Genomic DNA, 23151 nt, shown 5'->3' on the forward strand with positions numbered 1-23151 from the left:
TGAGGATATAGCTGTGAAAAAAGCTTTGAATATTGCTGTTTTATATGGAGGAGACGGACCGGAACGTCAGGTTTCTCTTAAAAGTGGTCAAGCTGTGATTCAGGCTTTGCGGGATGCTGCCTATAAGGTCGAACCTTTTGATGTGAAAAGCATAGAGCAATTAATGGATTTGAAAAGTTCGAAGTTTGACAGTGTTTTTATAGCCCTTCACGGCAGTTGGGGTGAAGACGGGCGCGTTCAATCAGTCTTAGAAACCATGAAACTTCCTTATACAGGTTCGGGACCGTTGGCTTGTTGCTTATCAATGGATAAGGCTGCAAGTAAAGGACTTTTGAATCTTTTTGGGATATCAACTCCTGAAGGTGTGCTTGTTTTAAAAGATTCCGATTATTCGCTGGAAAAAGCTAACTCCTTTGTGCAAAAACACGGTACCATTGTAGTCAAACCTTGCAATGGTGGTAGTACTTTAGGAGTCACAATTGTTTCAGAAGGGCAGAGTCTTTCTCAAGCTCTTTGCGAAGCGTGGAAATATGATACGAGATGTATTCTTGAAAAATACATAGAGGGTGTAGATGTTGCTGTGACAGTATGGAATAATAACGGCTCTCTTGAAGCGTTACCATCTGTGATGATTTGCCCGGAAAAAGGCTTTTATGATTATGACTCGAAGTACACTCCGGGGATGACGAGATATATTGTACCTGCTCCTTTTATGCCGACAGTCAATACGACAATTGCCACAATGGCTTGCAGAACCTTTGAAACCCTGAGTTGTGATGGATACGCGCGAATAGACTTCAGAGTTGAAGAAGACGGTACACCTTGGGTTCTTGAAGTCAATACGGCACCGGGAATGACGGGAACAAGTTTGGTCCCTAAGGCTGCAGCAGCTGCAGGTTACGATTTTTCTACGTTTTTGTCGAAAATCGTCAGCTTATCCTTTGATAAAAAAGGCGTCTGCCGTTAAACGGCAGACGCATCGATGAAGCACATTACATTACTGCAATACTTACAATACGTAAGCTTCTGATTCCTCTAGGAACCTTGACTAGAATTTCTTCTCCGACTGTTTTGCCAAAAAGGGCTTTTCCTACTGGACTTGAAGATGAAATGCGGTTTGTTTTGGGGTCTGCTTCTTCTGATCCGACAAGTGTGTACGTAAAAACTTTCTGATGGGTAGTATCTTCTATCGTAACTGTTGTACCGAGGGTAACGCGGCTGGTGTCTACGTCGGAAGCATCTATGACTTTAGCTTTACTTAGCTGATATTCCAACCATGAGATTCGGGCTTCCAACTTAGATTGTTCATCTTTTGCGGCAGAGTATTCTGCGTTTTCACTTAAGTCACCAAAGGATCTGGCTTCTTCAAGTTGGCGCGATATTTCGGCCCGTCCGTTACTTCTCAAATCAATGAGCTCGGCAGTAAGCTTATCGTAACCGCTTCGTGTCATTACAGGTGCAGAATCAAAATCACTTCGACTCAAAAAGTTCAACCTCCTTCAGAGGGAAAAATCTACGGTAACGTAGTATGTTATCAAAAAAGTGCTATTCTGGCAATGTTATTTTAGGAGGTGCATGAATGCCAGACAATAAAAAAACTCGACGTCGCCCTAGACGGCAAAGAAAAAGTAACAATCTTAAGGTTTTTGCCCTTGGGGGACTCGGCGAAATTGGGAAAAATATGTACGTATTTCAATATAAAGATGACATTATCGTTGTCGATGCAGGATTGATGTTTCCAGATGAGGAAATGCTTGGCATAGACTTCGTCATCCCTGATACATCGTACCTAGAAGAACATCGCGAAAATATAAAAGGTATTATTATTACTCATGGACATGAAGATCACATTGGCGCACTGCCCTTTATTTTACCTCGTCTTGACGTTCCTGTTTATGGAACGCGGCTGACTCTCGGTATGGTTAGGCATAAATTAAGAGAAACAGCTTCGGGATATGCAGAAAAATTTGTAGAGGTAGAGACTGGAGCCCAAGTTACTCTTGGCGCCTTTACCGTGCAATTTGTTTCAGTTTGTCACTCTATTCCCGATGGCGTCGGACTGGTAATACAAACTCCCCTAGGGACTATTGTGCATACAGGAGATTTTAAATTAGATCCCACTCCAATAGACGGACGTCTTACCGACTATGCTGCGTTTGCCGATGCAGGTGAAAAAGGTGTTCTTCTTATGCTTTCAGATTCGACGAATGCCGAAAAAAAAGGTTTTACATCTTCAGAATTTTTAATAGGAGGAACTCTCGATAAGGTTTTTCGATTACATCGAAATAAGCGCATTATTATAGCTGCATTTGCAAGCAACCTTCATCGAGTTCAGCAGGTAGCCGATGTAGCGAGTAGATTTAATAGAAAAATAGCTTTTATAGGCCGAAGTATGATCAATTACGTCGATTTGGCAAGGGAGCTAGGTTATCTATCCATTGATGATAAGCTGATAATTCCCGCATCTGATGTCTATCAGTATGCTCCTAATCAAGTTGTTGTTATGACTACTGGAAGTCAGGGTGAGCCTTTTTCTGGCCTTGTCTTGATGAGTAAGGGAGAACATAAACAGATACAGTTGGGGGCAAAAGATGTAGTTGCCATATTTGCCACACCTATTCCAGGCAATGAAAAACTTGTAAGTAGCACCATAAATCGTCTTTTCGCCTGTGGATGCGAAGTTATTTATGAAGGAGACAAAGAAATTCACGTCTCTGGGCACGCTGCACGCGATGAATTGAGGTTAATGATCAATCTTGTAAAGCCGAAGTATTTTATTCCTATTCATGGAGAATATCGTCATCTCGTTCGTCATGCTCAACTTGCAGAGGAAATGGGAATTCCGTCAAAGCATACCTTTGTTATGCAGAACGGAGATGTACTTACTGTCTCTGAGCACAAAGCTCAAGTCCGTGATCATGTGACAGTTGGTCGAATCATGGTCGACGGTGTGGCTATGGGGGAATTGGAAGGTAGCATTATGAAAGAGCGTCGGGAATTAGCAGAAGATGGTCTGATTGTCGTTTCCGTTGTTGCAGATGTGAATTATAATCTTCTATCTGAGCCTTGCATTGAGAGCAGGGGATTCCTTCACATGGAAGATGCATCTAGTTTGCATAAAGATTTACTTTCATCTGTTAAGAAAGTTTTTGAGCATTTTGCTAAAAAGAATAAAGTTATAGATCAAGATACAATCGCATTACGAGTGAAAAGCCGGGTCCGCGAAACTATTCGTCGTCGTTACGAACATTCTCGACCGATGATTCTTCCAATCATAACCATAGTAGAGGAGACACTTCATAATGAGCATTGAACCGCTTGTTTTAGGCATTGTGCAGGGATTGACTGAATTTCTTCCTGTAAGTAGTTCCGGTCATCTTGCTCTATTGCAAAATATTTGGGGAATAACAGATAACAACCTTACATTTGATCTGTTACTTCACTTTAGTACGATGATAGCTACATTGTGTTTCTTTTGGAGGGATATATTTTCTCTCGCATGTGAATGGATAAGCGGTTTTCTCTCTGATGCTGGTCGACAGACTCAAGGGTGGCGGTTCGGTTGGGCTGTAATCGTGGGAACGATAGCTACTGCTTTCATCGGCTTCCCACTAAAGCCTGTTGTGGAGCGATGGATGGGCGAACCTCTTCTTATTGGAGTGTCTTTGCTTATGACTTCTTTTCTCCTCTTTTATGCTTCGAGGTTGCCACGTTCTTCATCGGAATTATCACTACGTTCTGGTCTTATTATAGGAATTGCGCAAGGATTTGCCGTCATTCCCGGGATTTCCCGTTCCGGATCAACTATTGTTACTGGACTAAAACGAGGATTGTCTCCTGAAGAAGCTTTTCGTTTTTCTTTTCTTCTCTCTTTACCAGCAATTTTAGGAGCGACTATTTTACAGCTACTTGATGTATCGGAGAGTGGATTTTCCCCTGCAAATACGTTGCCTGATTTTTGGTATGGTGGAGTAGTTGCGGCCTTTATAACTGGTTATATGGCCCTTGTTTGGTTGCGGAGGATGGTGACATTGGGACGCTGGCGGATATTTGCACTATACTGTCTAATTCCTGCTAGCGTGAGTATAATATTTCATTTTTGGAGGTAGATAGAGGTGGCCGTGGGAAAAACTTTTTCTGTTCGTTGGTGGATGCTTGTCGTTGCTATTGTTATTGGAACCCTTATCGGTTTTTATTTGCAGCGTTTTGTCCCTACGGCTCCGTATTTTCGCAACATTGTGTCTGTAGGGTTCAACTTCCAGGATTTTAATTTGCTCGTAGTTGATTTTGGCTTGAAATTTTATCTTCATGTAAATTTGGGAACACTGATCGGAGGCATTGTAGGATTGTGGCTTGCACGGTAAATAAAAAGATTATTTTGGCTTCGGGAAGCCCTAGACGAAAAGAACTTTTAGAATCTTTAGGGTGGTCTTTTGATGTTATTGTTTCAAATATTGATGAAGAATTATTGGCTGGAGAGGCTCCTCCCGATATGGTTAAACGTTTGGCTATAGAAAAGGCTAGGGCCGTTGCCGTAAATTTTCCAGATGCCTATGTTATTGGTTCAGATACCAGCGTTGTTATAGAAAAGAAGGTATTAGGCAAGCCAGAAAATAAGAAAGAATCGATAGAGATGTTGAAATTACTCAACGGAAGAACACATTACGTTTATTCGGGAGTTGCTCTTTGCTTTGGCGATAATGTTTTCTCAGATTTTGACTCTACTGAAGTAACCTTTCGGTACTTAAATGAAGAAGCTCTCTTTGCTTACGTTGAAAGCGGAGAGGGACTTGATAAAGCAGGATCATATGCTATACAAGGTCTTGGTTCTCTTCTTGTTGAGTCTATTCGTGGTTGTTATTTTAATGTTGTAGGTTTACCGTTATATTCTTTAAGTTGTCTTTTTGAAAAAGCCGGAATTTCCCTGGCTGATCAATGGAGGATGAGGAGTTAATGAAATTTAAGAAAGGGTATTTTACTCTGTTTATCTTAACGCTAACACTAATCAGTGCTGGCTTGGCCCTTGTTCCTCGCTGGAATGCGGAAAAAGAGCATAGGAATACTGCTATTATCATTGAGTATAGAGATGTACTTTCTTTGGCAAAGAAGAGTAACGAGAAGGCAGATATTGTTTTTGACAGACTCCGCCAAGCGGGGGTTTCAGGCCTTATTGTCTCTGAAACTATTGGTAAAGACCTTTCTTCAGGGTTGCTTCCCATTTATTATGGCACAGTAGCGGATCTTCCAGATGATCTAGGAAAAGGAATTAATGAGCCTTACGGTTCTGCTGCATTGTGGATTCCTTCAAACCTTATGGAATCGGAATGGTATGATACAGCCTTGCAGACTCGTTTCCCGAATAGCCATAGATATGTAAAAGAAGAGGGAGTAGTTTATGTGCTTCCTCATACCTTGGATGAACTATTAGAGACAGGGGTTTTGCCTGATTTTTCAGGACTTCTCTTTGCATTATCTACGGGAACGCCGGTAATGTACCGAGTTGCTCCAGTTACTCCTTCCGATACACAAAGCGAGATGACGTTACTTGAAGCGTTGCTTGACGATTTCTCTTCTGTTATACGTGTTATCTCTCCTTCCGGACTTTTTGCAGCTGGATATCCCAACTTAAAACCTCTATCTCATGTTTTAAAAGAGGCGGGAATTCCTGTAGCGATGGTTGAATTTTCAAGACAATTCGGAGCACCTCAGTTAAATTGGTTGATGTACCCGAATTTGCTTTCACTTCATAGTGTTACAACCGAAGAGATCATAAGTCGTAATATATCTCGACACACACTTTATGAGCGAATGCTTCGAGCGGCAAAAGAGCGAAGCGTGCGCTTATTGCTTATGCGTCCTTCTGTGATTGAAGCGGCAGAAGACCCTCTTTTAGTCTTCGAAAAAGAGATTCAGCGCTTATCACAAGGTTTATCAGATCAGGGGATCACTCTTCAATGGCCTGAACCTCTTTCAGAATGGAAAATGTCTTTCTTCGGGGCAGTGGCATGTTCTTTCATTTTCCTTTTGACCATTGCTCTACTAGCTGATCGTTTTGAACTTCTTAATTTGACATCAGTAAATCTTTCTCAGACGATTGCCTTTATAGTTATTAGCGTTTTTCTTGCTATAGGTGTCTGGAAAGTTTTATTTATAGCCCGTATTGTTGCAGCTTTTACTGCTGGCCTTCTTGCTTCTGAAGCGTGCCTTATGGCGTTGGAGCAGTGGAGAAAGCCTTTACGGGGGCTGATCTTCAGTTTCCTTGTCGCCCTCATTGGTGGGCTTGCCATAGCAGCTCTATTTAGTTATCCCATTTATACGTTGCGGCTTAGAACCTTTTCCGGAGTGAAATTAACACTCTTTTTACCCTTGATAATTGTGCTTATTCATGACTTGCGACGGCGGGTGCATCCAGAATCTCTAGGTCAGGTTCTTGCAAGACCTCCTCTTTGGGGAGAACTCGCTCTTATTGGAGGACTGCTTGCTGCTGCTGCTATTGTTCTATTACGAAGTGGTAATGCTCAATTTGTGCCAGGATGGGAAGTTGCCGTTCGCGATACTCTTGAGAGAATTCTTGTTGCTCGTCCGCGTAATAAAGAGCTTTTCGCAGGGTATCCTGCACTTTTGCTTTGGTTTTATTTTAGAAGAAGTCAGCTTTGGGGACGATACCGTGAAATTTTTAGATTGGCATCGACGTTAGCTTTCTCTTCCCTTGTTAATAGCTTCTGCCATTTCCATACGCCTTTGTATTTCATTCTCTGGAGAGAATTTAATGGCTGGTGGTCTGGTATTTTGCTTGGTGTATTCTTCCTTGTGGTGTTTCATTACGTTCTTCGGCCTCTGTGGAATCGTTGGCGAGGAGTGATTTGGGATTGAGTCGATATCGCCCCTTTAAGGTAGCCATTGCTGGCTATTATGGATTTAAAAACTTAGGCGATGAACTTTTAGCAGCGTCTCTTATTGCGTCACTTGAAAAATCCGGAGTGGCAAAAAGTGAAATGGTTGTATTGTCTAATTCTCCTGAAGAAAGCAGAATGTCATTTGGAACTCATGCTGTTAATAGATGGAATTTACGCGACGTTATGCAGACTTTATCCCGTTCGGAAACCTTGATTTTCGGTGGGGGTGGGCTTTTTCAAGACACGACAAGCCTCCGTTCATGTTTATACTATTGGGGGCTACTTCGTATGGCGAAAATAGCCGGATGTCGTTCTGCAGCATTAGCCCAATCAATTGGTCCCTTTCGTTCCCGAACAGGGGAAATTTTAGCTCGTAATGGCTTATCTCTTTGTGAAATCAGAACGGTTCGTGACCAGAGATCGCTAAATTTGCTTCATAAATGGAAACTTGAAGGCGATCTTGTTTTTGATCTTGTTATGGGACTCCCTATTCGCGAGAATTATGATAAGCCTAAAGTGTTGCTTGTTAATATTCGACCATGGGAAGGGGATTTGGCTGTTAAAACGGCCAAGGCAGCGGCAAAGTATGCTAGAGAGCATTCTCTTCCGATCATAGGTGTAGGCATGGCTCCAGAAGATGAAAAGCTTTTACGCTCTTTTTCTGCAACAGAACTTTTGCCCTGTCAGGAAGTTCGGCTTGTTCGAAATTTACGTGATATTGAAGACGTTTGGCAGTTAGGTGGATTAGCTATGGGTATGCGGCTGCATTTTTGTATGATTTCACTGCTCTCAGGATGTCCTCTCGTTGCCGTTCCATACGATCCCAAAGTGGAAGCATTCGCGCAAGAATGGGAAATCCCTCTTTTCCCACAAGGCGATTTACCTCCTTTGCCGTGGCCGTATCCTTGTGGCGAAAAATTAAAACGTGCGCGCAAAAAATGTGATGAATCCGTAAGAAGAGCCTGGAAGGAGTTGAACTCTCATGAATAGAATTCCTGAGAATGAAGTAAAAGTTCTCGAAGAGGCTGCTGCTTCAATTCGAAAGGATGTTGTTCGCATGATTGGAGTGGCGCGTTCTGGCCATCTTGCCTCTTCTCTTTCGATAGTAGAAATCATGGCTTGGCTCTATTGGAAAGTCCTTAATATACGTCCAGAAGATCCTAATTGGGAGGAAAGAGACAGAGTTGTCTTAAGCAAGGGACATGGATGCCCGGCCCTTTATTCCGCTCTTGCGAACAGAGGTTTTTTTACACGAGATGAACTATGGAATTATAGGCGTCTTGGAGCTATGCTGCAGGGACATCCTTTGGTGAGCCGTACACCTGGAATAGATGCTTCCAGTGGCTCTTTAGGGATGGGGTTGGGAATATCTAACGGCCTTGCCCTTGGGATGCGACTTAAGGGATTTCAGGGTAGAGTCTATTGCATTACTGGAGATGGTGAACTTCAGGAAGGGGCAATCTGGGAATCTGCCATGACATCTTCCCACTATAAGCTTGACAACGTTGTAATGATTATTGATCGAAACGATATGCAAATGGAAGGCTCAGTTGAAAAAGTTATGTCGATTGAACCATTAGAAGCAAAACTGCAATCCTTTGGATGGGAAGTTTGCATGGCTGATGGGCATGATTTTCCTAGTTTGGATAACGCCCTATCCTTGAGGGTCTCTGGTAAACCATTGGCCATTATTGCTAAAACAATTATCGGAAAAGGCGTTTCCTTTTTAGAGGGACGACAACATGAGCCATCTGTTGTCCTTACCCGTGATCTTGTAGACAAAGCTCTTAGAGAACTTGATTCAGGGGGATTATTATTATGACAACTGATGAGACGAAAAAGAGTACTCGTGATGCCTATGGAGCTGCACTTACAGAATTGGCTACTTTATATGACGACATAGTTGTAATAGATGGGGATGTCGGATCTTCAACTCGAAGTGTCGCCTTCCGTAATTTGCACCCTGACCGATATTTTGATCTGGGAATAGCTGAACAGGACATGATTCTCACATCTGCCGGATTAAGTCTCGCCAATTTTCGTGTTTTTGTCTCTTCCTTAGCATCTTTCCTTGTGGGGCGTGCTTATGATGAAATTCGTGAAACCATTGCTATTCCAGGCTTGCCTGTAAAACTTATTGCTACCCATGGAGGAGTAACTGTCGGAGAAGACGGAGCAACTCACCAAATGCTTGAGGACATAGCATTGATGAGAGCTTTACCTGGAATGGGAGTTCTTGTTCCTTCAGATTACAATTCTGCTCTTACGTTGATCAAAATAGCGGCTGAATGTACCAAGCCTGTTTATGTGCGTTTAGGACGGCCGGAACAGCCACTTCTTTATGAAAATAATGATACTGATTTTACGCTTGGTGGCGGCAGAGTTTTAAAAGAAGGAACAGAAGTGACCATATGTGCGTGTGGTATTATGGTTCATGAAGCATTAAAGGCATCAAAAATACTTGCGCAGCAAGACTTATGCGCAGAAGTTATTGATTGTTATAGTGTCAGTCCATTACCAGCTCAGCAAATTCTTGAATCTATTCATCGTACGGGTTGCTGCGTTGTTGCCGAAGAACATTTGCTTCATGGTGGATTAGGAGAAGCTATTGCAAGTCTTGTTTGTCGCAGTTATCCTGTACCAGTTAAATTTGTGGCTGTAGATAATAAATTCGGTCAGAGTGGAACGGCAGAAGAATTACAAGAATATTACGGGCTCACATCGAGCCAGATTGTGAGTGCTGCAGTACAGGTTTGGACGATGCGCAGGAGGTAAAAATGGATATACGCCTGGCAGGAGTCACTAAAATTTTTCAACCAGACATTACAGCTTTAGAAGACGTCTACCTTGATATTAAGCAAGGAGAGTTTCTTTATCTCGTAGGAACGACTGGATCGGGCAAAACAACTCTCATGAGGCTTATTACACGAGAACTCGTTCAAACACGAGGTCAAGTTACTGTAGGAGGACGTAACTTAAGGAAAATCAGACCTTCAGAATTACCGTATTATCGTAGAGATATAGGAGTTGTCTTTCAGGATTTTAAGCTTCTTCCCAATCTAACTGCGTGGGAAAACGTTGCTTTCGTTCTTGAGTCCATGGCGATGCCGCCTCGAATGGTAGAGAAGCGTACCAATGATGTAATAGACCAGGTCGGTTTGTGGCGTCGACGTTTTTTGTATCCCCCGCAACTTTCAGGAGGAGAACAACAGCGAGTAGCTATTGCTCGCGCTATGGCTAATTCCCCATCCATTTTTATTGCTGATGAGCCCACCGGTAACTTGGACGTTCATACTGCAGAAGATATTATGCGTCTTTTGATATCGCTCAATACTGCAGGGGCAACAGTTCTTATGGCGACGCATGATCAATACCTCGTAGACGCTTACAGACAAAGAGTTGTAGAGCTTCATGAGGGACGTATTGTTCGGGATGAAGAAAAGGGGAGGTATCTTATTGATGGCGAGCTTTAGATATGCACTGCGAGATACCTTCAGGTTGGTTTTTCGACACTGGGGATTGAGTGTCCTCACACTTCTTACTGCAGGTGCTGTTATATACCTTCTTGGTATGTCAGCTCTTTTTTCTTTGAATGTTCGGTCTATGGTGTCGAAGGTCGAGAGTGAACTCGTTGTTCAAGCCTATCTCAAAGATGACAGTAAGATTCAGCAAACGGTAAAGGAAATTAAAACTATTCCATATGTAACGCAGGTAAAGGCCGTATCACCAGAAGAAGCTCTTGAACGACTGCGTGCCAAACTGGGAACTAAAGCAAAAGCAGTGACCCTTCTTGGGGAAAATCCACTTCCATGGAGTATTGAGGTTAAAGTAAAGCGAGCTGGAGAAGTTGCTCCGCTTGTGCGAAACCTTACGACAATGCCGGCAATAGAAGAACTTGTTTATGCCGGAAAACTTGCGGAAAAACTATCAAAAATCTCTTTTATGGTCTCAAGAGTTTCCGTTGTAGTTCTTGGATTAGCCCTTATAATTAGTGCTCTTGTTGTGTATAACACTATTCGAATCTCTCTTTATTCTCGTAAAGAAGAGATACAGGTTATGGTCTTAGTTGGGGCGACGAAAACATATATTTCGCTTCCCTTTGTTTTACAGGGGATGATTTTAGGTTCCTTGGGAGCTTTATTTGCCGTTCTCGCTGTCGTGGGTTCCTATACTTCGGCGCAGGAGGCTATACGAACAACTCTGCCTTTTGTGGAACTTATCGGCGATTCGCAATTCTTGTTGAAGTTTTATGTATTACTCTTAGGAATTGGAACAACTTTAGGGTGGATATGCAGCTGGTTTGCGGTGAATCGTTTTGTTCGTGTGGCACAAAAGCCCCTTTGATATGAAAGAGTGGAGGAATAAGAGTCTCTTGAAGAACTTCACAAAAAGACAATTATTCGGTATTCTTCTAACGGTTTTTTCTACTTTTTTTGTCGTTTTGCCTGCTTTTGGATTAACGTCACGAGAACTTGACGAACAAATAGCGGCAGAAGAGCGTCGCATGACGATAATGGAAAGACGGACGGCTTATTATGAACAACTTATAAAGAAAGCCGGAGAGAAAGAAAAGGGAATTCTTGACCAGATTACTCAATACGATCAACGTAAAGGGAAGGCAGAACAACAGATCAAGGTTCTTGAATTAAAGCAGAACAAGGCTGAACGAAGAATAAAAGAATTGAATAATGATATAAAAAAGACAGATGCACGTATTGTAGAGATAAAGGGGTATTTGAAAGAACGCTTTGTAGCTATATATAAATACGGAGGAATGGCTGAATTAGATCTTCTCTTAACAGCTTCGACGGCCCACGAGGCAATGGCCACATCTATCCTCCTTAGTAAAATAGCCAGAGAAGATGAAGATATGATAGAAGAATTAGGTATTAGCCGTGAGAAGCTTGATGCATCGAAAAAGGAATTGGAAGAACAAAGAGCACTTTATGCATCTCAGGAGAAAAAACTTCAGGCAGAACGTCAAGCTTATAAAGCTGAAATACAGAAGAGAAATCAACTCTTGTCGAAGTTGAGAAAAGAAAAATCGCTTCATGAACAAACGGCAAAAGAGTTGCAAAAAGCGCAAGAAGAAGTGGGAGATACGATTCGGCGCCTTATGCGTCAGAAGCAAGAGCTTCTTGCCAGAGAAAAAGAAAAAAATAAAAAGCGTCCGTCTACGAATATTACATATTTACCCTCAGGTGGCCAGCTGGCTTGGCCTGTGAGGGGAGAGATATCTGAAAGATTTGGAAAACGGGTTCATCCTGTTTTTAAAACAACTTCAATGCATACGGGAATAGATATCCGAGCGCCTCGAGGAACGTCAGTTCATGCAGCAGGACCCGGCGAAGTTCTCTATGTTGGATGGTTGCGTGGATATGGACAAATTATAATAATTGATCATGGAAATGACTTGAGTACTGTTTATGCTCACCTTTCAAGCACATCTGTAGATGAGGGGCAAGGGATATCAAAGGGACAAATTATAGGGCAAGTTGGAAGTACAGGTGTCAGTACGGGTCCTCATCTTCATTTTGAAGTGCGCAAAAATGGTGATGCGCGAGATCCAATGAAATATTTGCGATAAATATTCTTGAGATGAGAAAAGGAGTAAAAAACAGAGCATGCTGAAACGACTAAGAGGCGTCATTTTTGGACTGGTATTAGGGGTAGTTCTCACAGGAGCCCTTTTGGGAGCTCATGCTTCTGATTTGGAAGATTTCGCTCGTTTTGTTCCTTTTAAGCTGGAAAATCTTTGGCTTATGAAGCAGGCACGAGCAATTATAGAGACGTATCAGGTTGACAGCGATAAGGATAAAAAAGAAGAGAAAGATCTTGTCTATGGTGCCATGAAAGGCTTTGTGCAGGCTTATGGAGATCCTTATACTCGCTTTGTTGATCCTGAAGAACTAAAAGAAGAAGAAATAGAAATGGAAGGGGAATATGGTGGACTTGGTATTTACCTTGGGCATAGAGACGGAAAAACTCTTGTAATAAGCCCTATAGAAGGGACCCCTGCAGATCGGGCTGGTTTAAAGCCTGGAGACGAAATAGTCAAAATAGGTGACGATATTATTATTGGTTGGGAATCTCAGCAGGTTGTCAAACGACTTCGCGGTGCGGCAGGAACCTCTGTTACTATATGGGTTCGTCGCGAAGGAGAAGATAAGTTGCTTCAATTTGATTTGATGAGAGAAAATATAAAACTGATATCAGTACGATCAGAAATGCTTGAAAAAAATACGGGATATGTCAGGCTCTCTCAGTTTAAACAAAAAACTGCCGAAGAGGCCCGGGATGCCATCATCGATTTAGAGAAAAAAGGTGCTAAGGGGTTAATTTTAGACCTACGCAATAACGGTGGTGGTTTATTAAATGCGGCTGTTGATATTAGCGACCTCTTCTTGGATGGCGGTTTGGTTGTTGGAATGAAAGGGCGCGTAGAACGGGCAAATGATAAGTTATATGCGCAGGCCGGAGTTTTGACGAAGCTTCCTCTTGTCGTATTAATTAACGAAGGAAGTGCCAGTGCTTCGGAAATAGTGGCTGGTGCTCTCAAGGATCGCCAAAGGGCTGTGCTTGTAGGAAAAAAGAGCTTCGGAAAAGGATCTGTACAGACTCTGTTTAATCTTTCGGATGGATCGGGGTTATATGTTACGATAGCTCGGTATCATACTCCTTCTGGAACAATTATTGATCATATAGGATTAACACCTCATGTGACAGTCGAAGGAGAATATAATCCAGATCGTAAAAAAGACATTCAGTTGAAGCGGGCTATGGACGAGCTGCTAAAGCTTGAAAAAGGAACATCTAAACTGCTGAAAAATTAATTAGAGGAAAATTATGCCGAGAAAAAAGACGAGAAAGAGGGGGAGGTCTAGAGGCCTCCTCTTTATCCTGTTCGGGATATTGATTTTACTGGTATTTGTTCCGCTCATAAAATCTCATGATACTGTGAGAGATATAACGGAAGAAAGGTCAGAAAATAATGTCTCAGCAGACAATAAAGAAGTATATGTAGTAAATGTTCAAGAGAGACCTGAAACGTCTATAGAAGACGTTGTATCTGAAGACAAGATAGAAGAGCAACATGGTGCTCTTGTGGCTCTTGTTATAGATGATTTCGGATTCTCATATTCCATGGCAGAAGAGATAGCAGCTATAGATCTTCCTTTTACGTGGGCAATTATTCCGCATCAACGTTTCACAGAAAAAACAGTTCTATTGGCGGAATCAAAAAAAATTCCATACTTGGTTCATATGCCTATGGAAGCATTAGCCGATAAAGCGCAGGGGGACTCTCTTATTGGAGTAAGCATGTCTGCTCCAGCTGTTGCAAAGGCTGTAAAAGATGTTTTTGCAATCATGCCAAACGCGATAGGAATGAACAATCACAGAGGTTCAAAAGCAACAAGTAACGACCAGATTATGAGTGTGCTGATGGAGACTTTGGCTCCTATGAATAAAATTTTTATAGATAGCCGAACATCGTCTAAATCTGTCGCTTATAAAACTGCTCAGCGCTTCGGGGTTCCAAGTGCTTATAATTCAATTTTTCTTGACCATGAGACAAATATCGAATTTATGAGAAAGCAGTTTCAAAAGGCTGTTACTATTGCAAAAAAAAGAGGATGGGTTGTAGCCATTTGTCATAATAGACCGGATACAATTCCTTTTTTACAAGAGCTTTGCGATTCTAATATAAATGACGTAAAATTTGTAACTGTGCCTGAACTTCTTAGAATTCAAAAGGCACAATGAGGAGGCCTTGAAAGTGAAAGGACGAGTAGAGATTATTATTGGAGCCCAGTGGGGTGATGAAGGCAAGGGGCGTGTTGTAGATGCCCTTGGCAATCGAGTGGAAGTGTTTGCTCGTTATCAGGGAGGCGCCAATGCTGGACATACAGTGATTGTAGAAGGGGAAAAATATGTATTTCATCTTTTACCATCAGGAATGCTTTATCCCTGTAAATTGTGTGCTATAGGGAACGGAGTTGTTGTCGATCCTGAGCAGCTAATTAATGAGCTTAAAACATTACAGGAGCAGGGAAAAGATCGAGCCCGTCTTATCATTAGCGGATCAGCCCATGTCGTTATGCCTTATCATAAAATCCTTGATAAGGCCGACGAACAGTTTAGAAGTAAAGATAAAAAGATAGGAACTACAGGACGTGGAATCGGTCCGTGTTATGTTGATAAATTTAACCGTTGTGGCATTCGTATTGAAGATCTTCTTGATCCGGAAATACTGCGCGAGAAACTTTCCTTCAATCTTGATCTGAAAAACCTTATTTTAACGAAGGTTTATAATGCAGAACCTGTTGCTTTCGATGATGTGTATGCCCAGGCACTTTCCTGGGGAGAGACATTAGCTCCCTATGTTGCCGATGTCTCTTTAGCGTTGCAAGAAGCCATGTTAGAAGGTAAGGGCGTTCTTTTCGAAGGGGCTCAGGGTACCCTTCTTGATGTTGATCACGGAACGTATCCCTTTGTAACGAGTTCCTCACCTATAGCAGCTGGTGGCTGTGTTGGATTAGGGGTAGGTCCTTCCGATGTTGATCGTGTTATTGGTGTTGTAAAGGCCTATTGTACCCGTGTCGGCGAAGGTCCTTTCCCTACAGAAGATCTTGGAAACGATGGACAGACATTACGAGACAAGGGGGGAGAGTATGGAGCTACAACTGGCCGTCCTCGGCGCTGCGGTTGGCTTGACCTCGTAGCGCTTAAATATGCTGTACGCGTTAATGGTATGACTTCCATAGCTCTCACCAAACTTGATGTTCTTACTGGGTTTGACAAAATTAAAGTTTGTACCCACTATGAAGCAAATGGTAAAAAATACGAGAATTATTTGACGAATACATCCCTTCTTGAAAAGGCTACGCCAGTTTATACTACATTGGATGGTTGGAAAGAAGACCTCTCAGCCTGCCGAAACTTTGATGACTTGCCTGAGACAGCGAGAAAGTACGTGGAGTACATAGAGAAAGAGACAGGTGTACCTGTGCAACTTATAGGAGTTGGTCCGGGGAGAGATCAGACTATTATCAGGGGGCTTTAATACTGTCTTTTTTATTTGTAGAAATAGATTTTGCTTCCCTTAGCGATATTGACTCTCTTTGTTCTCTTGAAGTGGAAAAAGGTGGAGCCGCTTGGCCCCGCGAATTTATAGTGGAAGATATTAAAAACGGGCTGTCAGTGTATATGACAGCCCGTTGGCATTCTCGTATAGTTGGGCTTATCGTGTTAGAAAAGAAGAAAAATGCAATTATGATTAGTGATTTATTTGTTAGCAAGAGCCATAGGAAAAGAAAGATCGCTAGCCAATTACTTCTCGCAGCAGGTGAATTTTGCCTTAATGAGGGGTATAATAAATTGAAACTTCATGTTCGTGAAGATAACGAAACAGCAAGAAAATTATATTTAAATTTCGGATTTCGCGTAATTAAAAAAGAAGAACATTACTACGAAGATTTTGCTACGGCTTTACTTATGGAGACAAAACTTCCCTTTCATTGCAGCTAAGATGCACCTTTAAGTCTAAAATTGTGTATTTAAAATTGTATACCAGACGAGTAGGCATAAAAAATGGTGGGCGACACAGGGTTCGAACCTGTGACCTCTTCCGTGTGAAGGAAGCGCTCTTCCACTGAGCTAGTCACCCACAATAGCAGGTATTATAGCTGTCTTATCTCATTATTTCAAGCCAATGAGATAAATTTTGTACATATAAAGCATATTCTTGATTCAAGGGTGATGCGTATGGTTGATATGTCTTTTCTATATGGCAAAAGTATGGATTTTTGGACGTATTGGGGTTTTGAACCATGGTCTCATAATTTGATGAGGGGGGTTTATCGAAAGGTAACCTTCGTAAAAGATTCCCTTTTAGGGGAAGTCGGAAAGTATTATGCATATGATTATATAGTTTGGTCACATCAAGGGCGACATGACGCCGAATATATCCTCTCCACATGGAAACCAATTCCTGAAGTAATGACTCAGCGCTTCCTTTTCATAGAAGAAATTTCCAGTTTCCCCAAAAAAGTTAAGATGTTTTTCTTTGGCTTAAAAGGATTTATTGAAGTTTATTCTTACGTTCCGGGAACTAAATGGAATCCTAAAATTAAAGATTTGGCTCCATTAGTTAATAAAGCTCGGGAAATAGCCATTTCTGATATTTAGGGGGGTGATCTTGCCATAACGAAGAAAAGAGTAGTCCTTTTAATTTATGGAAATACATAATTTTTTGGAGGTGAAACAGATGTTAGCAATGCTATTCATTGTAGCAATAGTATTTTTTGCAATCGCATACCGCGTTCATGGGCGGTATATGGCACGTATTTATGAACTTAATAATGATAATCCTACTCCGGCTGAGACTATGTACGATGGCATAGACTATTGTCCCGCGCATCCAGCTGTTTTGCTTGGACACCACTTTGCTTCCATCGCTGGAGCTGGCCCGATTGTAGGACCTATTGCTGCTGCTAGTATGTTTGGATGGCTTCCTGCATATTTGTGGTGTCTTATCGGTTCTGCTTTCCTTGGTGGTCCGCACGATATGGGTGCTCTTGTTTCTTCAATGCGGCATAACGGAAAATCTGTTGGCGAAGTTGTTGACCACTGGATCGGACGGCGTGGAAAATTCTTTTTCCTGACTTTTACAATTTTAAGCCTTGTCCTCGTTGTTGCTGTTTTCCTTCAGCTTTCTGCAAATACCTTTGCTGCGGACCCAGCAGTTGCTTTTTCAAGTACTCTTTACATCTTTATGGCTGTTATCTTTGGTGTCCTTGTTTATAAGTATAATACGCCACTTTGGCTTATGACCCTTGTAATGGTTCCTATAGTAATCGGAGCTTGTTGGTATGGAAATTACGCTGATTGGGTAGCAGGCAGCTTTACTTATTCTATGCCCGCCTGGCGTTGGGTTCTAGCTGTTTATATTCTTCTAGCCTCTGTTCTTCCAGTGTGGCTTTTGTTACAGCCTCGCGACTATCTTGCTTCTTTCTTCCTTTATTTTGCTGTTATTATCGGTGCCATTGGAATGATTTTTGGTGGAAAATTTGAAGTTCAGCTCCCCGCTTTTAAGGGGTTTGTTGCAGGAACACAATATATGTGGCCTATGCTTTTTGTAATCGTTGCCTGTGGAGCCATTTCTGGTTTCCACTCCCTTGTAGGAAGCGGAACAACATCGAAACAGCTTCGTCGTGAAACAGATAGCACTCTTGTCGGTTATGGTTCTATGCTTCTTGAAGGAGTTGTTGCTGTTATCGCTATCGGTACTATCATGATTAGCGGTAAAATTCTTGAAGGTGGTCCAGTTGTTACGTATGCTCAAGGTTTTGGTAAATTTGCAGGCCTTGTCGGAATAGATCCTAAAATTGGTGCTTCATTGGGCGGATTGGCGATAAATTCTTTCTTGCTTACCTCTCTTGATACAGCAACACGTCTGACCCGTTATCAAATTCAGGAACTTACTAATATGAAGGTCGATAAATACACAGCAACAATTGTAGCGGTTGCTGCTGCAATGGCCTTGCTCCTTGTTAAAACAGTGGGACCTGATGGAAAGCCTATTCCGGCATGGGCGGCTATTTGGCCGATGTTTGGTGCAGCAAACCAGCTAGTTGCTGCTCTAGCTCTTCTTGCTGTCGGAGTTTGGATTGCCAAGGGGTTAAAGAAAAACAACTCTTTCCTTATGGTTCCAATGTGGTTTATGTTGGCGACAACAGTAGCTGCTTTGCTCATAATGATAAAAGAGAAGCTTACTGGCGTTCCTAATTATTTACTCGTTTCAATTTCTGTCATATTGTTGGTCTTAGCTGTCTTGATGGTGAGAGAGGCTTTCAATGCTCTAAAAACAAAAGATACTACGGAAGCGTAAATGAAAAAAGAGGTCGGAGAGCTATTCTCCGACCTCTTTTATTATTTTTCTGGTCTGCCGACGCTAAAAGACTTACTATTCCAAGATTTTCCTCGTTTTAACGGTTCTCCTTCAATCTTTGAAAGAAATCTGCTTCCGCAATAAGAACATCTCATTATCGGAGCTGTCGATTCTAATTCGAACTCTTTTTTGCATTCCAGACATTGGAACTTAGCCATATATAAACACCTCCATATAGATATCTCACGACGGCCTATTTATTATAATTGATTTGTGCTTTTAATGAAGATATTTAGTTATAATAATACAAATTTGTATTGTAATATTAACATGTTTTGAGAGAGGAGGTTTTTAATGACTATTCCAATCGGGAAATCAAGAAAAGAGATATCTTTGGTTCTTTGTGGAGCTGCTGGACAAGGAGTACAGACAGTTGAAGAGTTACTTATACGGGCTATACGTCATATTGGCTACAGCGTTTTTGCCAGTCGTGAATATATGTCTCGCGTAAGAGGAGGAAATAATTCTACAGAGATACGAATATCTCCTTGGCCAATACGGGCCTTTGTAGATCGTATCGATATAGCGGTGCCTTTAAGTTTGGGAGTCAGAGATAATATTTTGCGACGTATTTCGAAGGAAACGATTGTGATCTGCGATCAAGAGGATTTAGGCAGTGAAATAGAGAAGTTTAGGGGCTCTATATTAAATGTGAATATTAATGAAGTCGCAAGAGAAATTGGAGGGAAGGTCTTTTCTAATTTTATTGCTGCAGGCGTTATATTAGGTCTTATCGGTGGAGGAATGGAGTCGGCAAAAGCATTTTGTGATGAAAAGTTCAGTGGTAAAAAAGAGAAACTTGCAGAACAGAATAAGGTGGCCTTAGAGAGAGGCTATGTTATAGGAAGATCATATATTGGAGATGATTCTATTCTTCTTCCACCTGATCAGGCTATTAGATCTGCTCAAAGAGTTGTAATGAGTGGAACAGAAGCAGTCTCCTTAGGGGCTCTTTCTGCTGGATGTTCTTTTGTTACGGCATATCCCATGTCTCCTGCAACGGGAGTTTTAACATTTATGGCTCAAAAGGCTAAAGAGATGGAAATTATTGTTGAACAGGCTGAAGATGAAATTGCTGCAATAAATATGGCGATAGGGGCCTCATATTCAGGAGCCAGATCTATGGTTACGACGTCGGGAGGAGGTTTTGATCTTATGTGTGAAGGCGTCAGTCTGGCTGGAGTAATGGAGACACCTGTAGTTATCCATCTTGCTCAGCGTCCAGGGCCAGCTACTGGTATGGCTACACGTACAGAGCAAGGAGATCTTAATGTCGCTTTATATGGTGGACATGGCGAGTTTCCACGAGCTGTATTAGCGCCGGCTTCTCTTGAGGAAGCCTTCAGACTGTCATCAAAAGCCTTTTATTTGGCTGATACATATCAGATTCCCGTTATTCTCATGACAGATCAATACTTTCTCAACACATATTATGATATGGCTATGCCTGATGTGAAGGGTACGTTGGTCCCCCCTGCAATTGTTGAAGCGAATGACAATTACAGACGGTACGAGATAACTCATGATGGAATTTCACCGCGAGCTGTTCCAGGATATGGAAATGGGTTGGTTGGAGCAGATAGTCATGAACATGATGAGATTGGACATGTGTACGAAGACTTTGATCTTCGTGAACGTATGGTTCAAAAGCGCTTGCGAAAGATTGAGAGCATGCAGAAGGATATCGAAGAGCCGTTACTAATTGGTCCAGAAGATTTTAGAACGCTTATTATTGGATGGGGGTCAAGCTTCCATATTATTGAAGAGACGTTGGAGTTTATAGGACGTTCTGATACAGCTTTAATGCATTTTCAACAGATCTATCCACTTCCTCAAAACATAGGAATGAAGTTGGAACAAGCACAAAAGATTATCGTTATAGAAGGAAATAAAACGGGTCAATTTGCAAGATTATTGACACAACATACAGGGAGGATGATTGATTATGTTCTTCCTTATTATTCTGGGTTGCAATTCTCAGTAGAGCAACTGACGCGAGACCTTGATTCTTGTTTAAACGGGGAGGTGCTGTAGATGACTACGCCGAAAATTTTCGACCTTCCAGAAGCTGATATAGCGTGGTGTCCGGGATGTGGCGATTTTAAAATACTTGAAGCTCTCAAATCTGCTTTTTCACAATTAAACTGGCAACCTAATGATGTAGTTGTTGTATCTGGTATAGGTCAGGCTGCGAAGACACCCCATTTTATAAAATGTCATTTTTTAAATGGTTTACACGGTAGAGCTCTTTCCAACGCGACAGGAATTAAAATAGCTAATCCAAAACTGAATGTTATAGCTATAGGTGGAGATGGAGATATGTATGGGGAGGGCGGAAATCATTTTATCCATACTATTCGTCGGAATCCTGACATTACAAATTTGGTCTATAACAATATGGTTTATGGTTTAACGAAGGGACAAGCCTCTCCTACAAGTTTTACTGGTTTTAAAACACCTGTTCAAGTAGATGGCGTATTTGCCACTCCTTTTAACCCTTTAGCTGTTGCCATTGTTTTGGGGGCTACTTTTGTTGCACGAGCTTTTGCAGGAGATGTGGAACAAACAACCTACCTAATAAAACAGGCTATTGAACATCGTGGCTATGCGCTAATCGATATATTTCAACCGTGTGTTTCCTTTAATAAGATAAATACATATAAATGGTACGAAGAGAATACATATTATATTGATGATACTCATGATCCTGAAAACCAGATCTCTGCGCTTTCTTTAGCGCTAAAGAAAGATAAATTCCCTTTAGGTGTTTTGTATAAGCAGGAAGGAAGAAAAACATTTGAGGAGAATTTTTCTCTGTATAAAGAAAAAAGAACGCCTCTTTTTCAAAGAAGTGCTAAAATCAGAGAAATTGAAACTTGTATTACAGGTATGATGTGAGAACGAAAAGGATGTTTCTTGAAAGGGAGGGAAGAATAAATGGAAGGGTTAATTCCGTTAGGATATGAAGCTCCTGATTTTTCGTCAAGAGACCAAAACGGTAAAAACGTAATTCTTTCCACTTTGATAGGGAAAAATATCTTGCTTTCTTTTCATCCTTTAGCTTGGACAAGTGTTTGTCAAGCGCAAGTCAATACAATAGATACTCATATGAGACTTTTTGATAAATTAAATACTATACCTTTTGCTCTCAGTGTAGACTCATATGCCAGCAAAAAGGCATGGAGTGACGCCCTTGGAATAAAAAAGCTACAATTCCTTTCTGATTTTTGGCCTCATGGTTCTATAGCGAGACAATATGGCGTCTTTAGAGAACAAGATGGAATTTCTTCTCGTGCGAATATACTTCTCAATGAGAAACATGAAGTCATTTTTACTAAAATATACGGACTGGAAGAAACACCTGATCTTCGAGAAATAATCTTCGTACTTAAAGATTACACTCGAACTGAAATCCCTAATATTGAAATTGAAATACAAAGATGCATGAAAGATGCTCTGGGTAGAACTGTCTGTATCAAAGATAGCAGAGCCAAAGGTATCGATGCAACAAACTAGATGAGAAAACCCCCCAGTTCTCGGGGGGTTAATTTTGCCAGTTGAGGCTGAGTATTTTCTTCCAAGAGAAATTAATAATAGCTTCTCGCGATGGAGTTTGCCCTTTTCCCATTTTTTCAAAATCGTCGTAAAGGTTGTTATAGGCGTTTTTTATTACTGGGTCCGTTTCTGCTTGACGCACGAGTTCCGTAATAGGTAGAAGCTGCTTGTAAACTTCAGGGACAAGCACAAAGTTAGGACCATCACGTGTAAGTCCGACTGTGTAGACAAATGTGAGAAGGGAAGAACTTTCTCTTTCTATATTTTCTAACTCAGAATATGACGGAAGTGTTGGAGATACATAGAGAAAAACATCATCAGGCATGGATAATTGCAAAGGTAAAGAGTCCCAACATGAACCCCCTGCTGGTGTAATGGCTAGCCATGCTCGAGGCGTTTCTGTGAGAGAGGTGATCCAAAGAAAGTAAACTTTGGAAGTGTTGCTATCAACAAATGAGAGTCGCCATATAAGGTCAGGGCAAAGATCACTGTCTGCCAGAGGTTGGCGCCACGCACTGCCGGTGATCTTTTTCCCTTGAAGCACATTGAGTGGATGAAGTCCCGCTGGGGAACGAAGCCAAGCTTCTTTGATAACGCCTCTATCACTTTGTATCGTCAAGGCCAGAGGATGTCCTGGCACAGAGTATATTCTAGTTGTAGTTGCTGCTTCCAAGGAAAGAGGTGCTGTTAAAAGAAGACAGACCATATAAAAGATGAAAGAAATTCTGATCTTTTTAAAAGACATAAATG

Annotated in this window: 24 protein-coding genes and 1 tRNA gene; 21 read left to right on the forward strand and 4 right to left on the reverse strand. The window is 41.6% G+C overall.

The genetic code is table 11. The annotated features are described in order from the left end of the window. Positions 1-13: 13 nt before the first annotated feature. Positions 14-967 (forward strand): D-alanine--D-alanine ligase, encoded by a 954-nt coding sequence (locus RBH88_RS02495; RefSeq protein WP_213695400.1) that lies wholly within the window; start codon positions 14-16, stop codon positions 965-967. A gap of 25 nt (positions 968-992) precedes the next feature. Here RBH88_RS02495 and greA read toward each other — a convergent pair whose 3' ends face one another. After that, positions 993-1484 carry a transcription elongation factor GreA gene (gene greA / locus RBH88_RS02500; protein WP_307879835.1) on the reverse strand — a complete coding sequence of 164 codons (492 nt, stop codon included), beginning with the start codon at positions 1482-1484 and terminating at the stop codon, positions 993-995. Between the two features lie 95 nt (positions 1485-1579). Here greA and RBH88_RS02505 point away from each other — a divergent pair, with 95 nt between their 5' ends. The 15 genes from RBH88_RS02505 (at position 1580) to RBH88_RS02575 (ending at position 16424) form a co-directional block, all read left to right on the forward strand. Further along, entirely contained in the window at positions 1580-3313 is a 1734-nt protein-coding gene (locus tag RBH88_RS02505; RefSeq protein ID WP_213695399.1) for a ribonuclease J, read from the forward strand. Continuing rightward, complete coding sequence (locus RBH88_RS02510; protein ID WP_307879836.1) at positions 3303-4109, forward strand: undecaprenyl-diphosphate phosphatase; 807 nt, start codon at positions 3303-3305, stop codon at positions 4107-4109. Before RBH88_RS02505 ends, RBH88_RS02510 begins: the two co-directional genes overlap by 11 nt. Positions 4110-4115: 6 nt before the next feature. After that, entirely contained in the window at positions 4116-4364 is a 249-nt protein-coding gene (locus tag RBH88_RS02515; protein WP_213691956.1) for a hypothetical protein, read from the forward strand. Continuing rightward, positions 4349-4954 (forward strand): nucleoside triphosphate pyrophosphatase, encoded by a 606-nt coding sequence (locus tag RBH88_RS02520; RefSeq protein ID WP_213695397.1) that lies wholly within the window; start codon positions 4349-4351, stop codon positions 4952-4954. The genes RBH88_RS02515 and RBH88_RS02520 overlap by 16 nt, the downstream gene beginning before the upstream one ends. After that, positions 4954-6873 carry a DUF5693 family protein gene (locus tag RBH88_RS02525; RefSeq protein WP_307879837.1) on the forward strand — a complete coding sequence of 640 codons (1920 nt, stop codon included), beginning with the start codon at positions 4954-4956 and terminating at the stop codon, positions 6871-6873. Before RBH88_RS02520 ends, RBH88_RS02525 begins: the two co-directional genes overlap by 1 nt. After that, on the forward strand, positions 6870-7886 hold the full coding sequence (gene csaB / locus RBH88_RS02530; RefSeq protein WP_307879838.1) for a polysaccharide pyruvyl transferase CsaB: 1017 nt from the start codon (positions 6870-6872) through the stop codon (positions 7884-7886). Before RBH88_RS02525 ends, csaB begins: the two co-directional genes overlap by 4 nt. After that, positions 7879-8718 carry a transketolase gene (locus RBH88_RS02535; protein WP_213691889.1) on the forward strand — a complete coding sequence of 280 codons (840 nt, stop codon included), beginning with the start codon at positions 7879-7881 and terminating at the stop codon, positions 8716-8718. Before csaB ends, RBH88_RS02535 begins: the two co-directional genes overlap by 8 nt. Beyond that, positions 8715-9671, forward strand: a complete 957-nt coding sequence (locus RBH88_RS02540) for a transketolase family protein (protein ID WP_213691888.1) — start codon at positions 8715-8717, stop codon at positions 9669-9671. The genes RBH88_RS02535 and RBH88_RS02540 overlap by 4 nt, the downstream gene beginning before the upstream one ends. 2 nt (positions 9672-9673) lie before the next feature. Further along, on the forward strand, positions 9674-10369 hold the full coding sequence (locus RBH88_RS02545) for a cell division ATP-binding protein FtsE (RefSeq protein WP_213691887.1): 696 nt from the start codon (positions 9674-9676) through the stop codon (positions 10367-10369). Beyond that, a complete protein-coding gene (locus RBH88_RS02550) occupies positions 10356-11240 on the forward strand; it encodes an ABC transporter permease (RefSeq protein ID WP_213695393.1) in 885 nt (294 codons plus the stop codon). The genes RBH88_RS02545 and RBH88_RS02550 overlap by 14 nt, the downstream gene beginning before the upstream one ends. Positions 11241-11268: 28 nt before the next feature. Then, complete coding sequence (locus RBH88_RS02555) at positions 11269-12483, forward strand: murein hydrolase activator EnvC (RefSeq protein ID WP_213701272.1); 1215 nt, start codon at positions 11269-11271, stop codon at positions 12481-12483. A 37-nt stretch (positions 12484-12520) separates the two neighbouring features. Continuing rightward, on the forward strand, positions 12521-13729 hold the full coding sequence (locus tag RBH88_RS02560) for a S41 family peptidase (protein WP_213690239.1): 1209 nt from the start codon (positions 12521-12523) through the stop codon (positions 13727-13729). A 13-nt stretch (positions 13730-13742) separates the two neighbouring features. Continuing rightward, complete coding sequence (locus RBH88_RS02565) at positions 13743-14660, forward strand: divergent polysaccharide deacetylase family protein (protein ID WP_213690238.1); 918 nt, start codon at positions 13743-13745, stop codon at positions 14658-14660. A 13-nt stretch (positions 14661-14673) separates the two neighbouring features. Continuing rightward, positions 14674-15960: an adenylosuccinate synthase gene (locus RBH88_RS02570; RefSeq protein ID WP_213690237.1), complete on the forward strand. Its 1287-nt coding sequence runs from the start codon at positions 14674-14676 to the stop codon at positions 15958-15960. Positions 15961-16031: 71 nt separating this feature from the next. Then, a complete protein-coding gene (locus tag RBH88_RS02575) occupies positions 16032-16424 on the forward strand; it encodes an N-acetyltransferase (protein WP_307879839.1) in 393 nt (130 codons plus the stop codon). 64 nt (positions 16425-16488) lie between these two features. Here the strand turns inward: RBH88_RS02575 and RBH88_RS02580 are convergent. Further along, positions 16489-16563, reverse strand: a tRNA-Val gene (locus RBH88_RS02580). A gap of 98 nt (positions 16564-16661) precedes the next feature. Here RBH88_RS02580 and RBH88_RS02585 point away from each other — a divergent pair. Both RBH88_RS02585 and RBH88_RS02590 read left to right on the forward strand, forming a co-directional pair. Beyond that, positions 16662-17084 (forward strand): hypothetical protein, encoded by a 423-nt coding sequence (locus RBH88_RS02585; RefSeq protein WP_213690797.1) that lies wholly within the window; start codon positions 16662-16664, stop codon positions 17082-17084. A gap of 79 nt (positions 17085-17163) precedes the next feature. Further along, the gene (locus tag RBH88_RS02590; protein WP_213690798.1) at positions 17164-18786 is read left to right on the forward strand and encodes a carbon starvation protein A; all 1623 of its coding nucleotides are present in this window, start codon (positions 17164-17166) and stop codon (positions 18784-18786) included. Positions 18787-18827: 41 nt separating this feature from the next. Here the strand turns inward: RBH88_RS02590 and RBH88_RS02595 are convergent, their stop codons facing one another. Further along, positions 18828-19004 (reverse strand): hydrogenase expression protein HypA/HybF, encoded by a 177-nt coding sequence (locus RBH88_RS02595; protein WP_213690799.1) that lies wholly within the window; start codon positions 19002-19004, stop codon positions 18828-18830. Between the two features lie 136 nt (positions 19005-19140). Between RBH88_RS02595 and RBH88_RS02600 the strand changes: the two genes are divergently transcribed. From RBH88_RS02600 to RBH88_RS02610, 3 genes are read left to right on the forward strand one after another with little or no spacing between them, the layout of a single operon-like run. Continuing rightward, positions 19141-20880 (forward strand): 2-oxoacid:acceptor oxidoreductase subunit alpha, encoded by a 1740-nt coding sequence (locus RBH88_RS02600; protein ID WP_213690800.1) that lies wholly within the window; start codon positions 19141-19143, stop codon positions 20878-20880. After that, on the forward strand, positions 20881-21744 hold the full coding sequence (locus RBH88_RS02605) for a thiamine pyrophosphate-dependent enzyme (protein WP_213690801.1): 864 nt from the start codon (positions 20881-20883) through the stop codon (positions 21742-21744). It begins immediately after the preceding gene. Between the two features lie 39 nt (positions 21745-21783). Then, on the forward strand, positions 21784-22362 hold the full coding sequence (locus tag RBH88_RS02610; protein ID WP_213695390.1) for a redoxin domain-containing protein: 579 nt from the start codon (positions 21784-21786) through the stop codon (positions 22360-22362). Between the two features lie 28 nt (positions 22363-22390). On the opposite strand, the gene RBH88_RS02615 is transcribed toward RBH88_RS02610, so the two are convergent. Next, the gene (locus RBH88_RS02615; RefSeq protein ID WP_213690803.1) at positions 22391-23146 is read right to left on the reverse strand and encodes a hypothetical protein; all 756 of its coding nucleotides are present in this window, start codon (positions 23144-23146) and stop codon (positions 22391-22393) included. Positions 23147-23151 lie beyond the last annotated feature (5 nt).

Source organism: Aminobacterium sp. MB27-C1, from assembly GCF_030908405.1.
Classification (GTDB): Bacteria; Synergistota; Synergistia; order Synergistales; family Aminobacteriaceae; genus Aminobacterium.

Bases quoted from the DNA above. Each gene is read 5' to 3' on its own strand.
- RBH88_RS02615 (WP_213690803.1), bottom strand. From the start codon at position 23,146: ATGTCTTTTAAAAAGATCAGAATTTCTTTCATCTTTTATATGGTCTGT.
- RBH88_RS02560 (WP_213690239.1), top strand. From the start codon at position 12,521: ATGCTGAAACGACTAAGAGGCGTCATTTTTGGACTGGTATTAGGGGTA.
- RBH88_RS02565 (WP_213690238.1), top strand. From the start codon at position 13,743: ATGCCGAGAAAAAAGACGAGAAAGAGGGGGAGGTCTAGAGGCCTCCTC.
- RBH88_RS02535 (WP_213691889.1), top strand. From the start codon at position 7,879: ATGAATAGAATTCCTGAGAATGAAGTAAAAGTTCTCGAAGAGGCTGCT.
- RBH88_RS02550 (WP_213695393.1), top strand. From the start codon at position 10,356: ATGGCGAGCTTTAGATATGCACTGCGAGATACCTTCAGGTTGGTTTTT.
- RBH88_RS02590 (WP_213690798.1), top strand. From the start codon at position 17,164: ATGTTAGCAATGCTATTCATTGTAGCAATAGTATTTTTTGCAATCGCA.
- RBH88_RS02545 (WP_213691887.1), top strand. From the start codon at position 9,674: ATGGATATACGCCTGGCAGGAGTCACTAAAATTTTTCAACCAGACATT.
- RBH88_RS02525 (WP_307879837.1), top strand. From the start codon at position 4,954: ATGAAATTTAAGAAAGGGTATTTTACTCTGTTTATCTTAACGCTAACA.
- RBH88_RS02600 (WP_213690800.1), top strand. From the start codon at position 19,141: ATGACTATTCCAATCGGGAAATCAAGAAAAGAGATATCTTTGGTTCTT.
- RBH88_RS02605 (WP_213690801.1), top strand. From the start codon at position 20,881: ATGACTACGCCGAAAATTTTCGACCTTCCAGAAGCTGATATAGCGTGG.
- RBH88_RS02510 (WP_307879836.1), top strand. From the start codon at position 3,303: ATGAGCATTGAACCGCTTGTTTTAGGCATTGTGCAGGGATTGACTGAA.
- RBH88_RS02610 (WP_213695390.1), top strand. From the start codon at position 21,784: ATGGAAGGGTTAATTCCGTTAGGATATGAAGCTCCTGATTTTTCGTCA.
- RBH88_RS02540 (WP_213691888.1), top strand. From the start codon at position 8,715: ATGACAACTGATGAGACGAAAAAGAGTACTCGTGATGCCTATGGAGCT.
- RBH88_RS02505 (WP_213695399.1), top strand. From the start codon at position 1,580: ATGCCAGACAATAAAAAAACTCGACGTCGCCCTAGACGGCAAAGAAAA.
- RBH88_RS02595 (WP_213690799.1), bottom strand. From the start codon at position 19,004: ATGGCTAAGTTCCAATGTCTGGAATGCAAAAAAGAGTTCGAATTAGAA.
- RBH88_RS02585 (WP_213690797.1), top strand. From the start codon at position 16,662: ATGGTTGATATGTCTTTTCTATATGGCAAAAGTATGGATTTTTGGACG.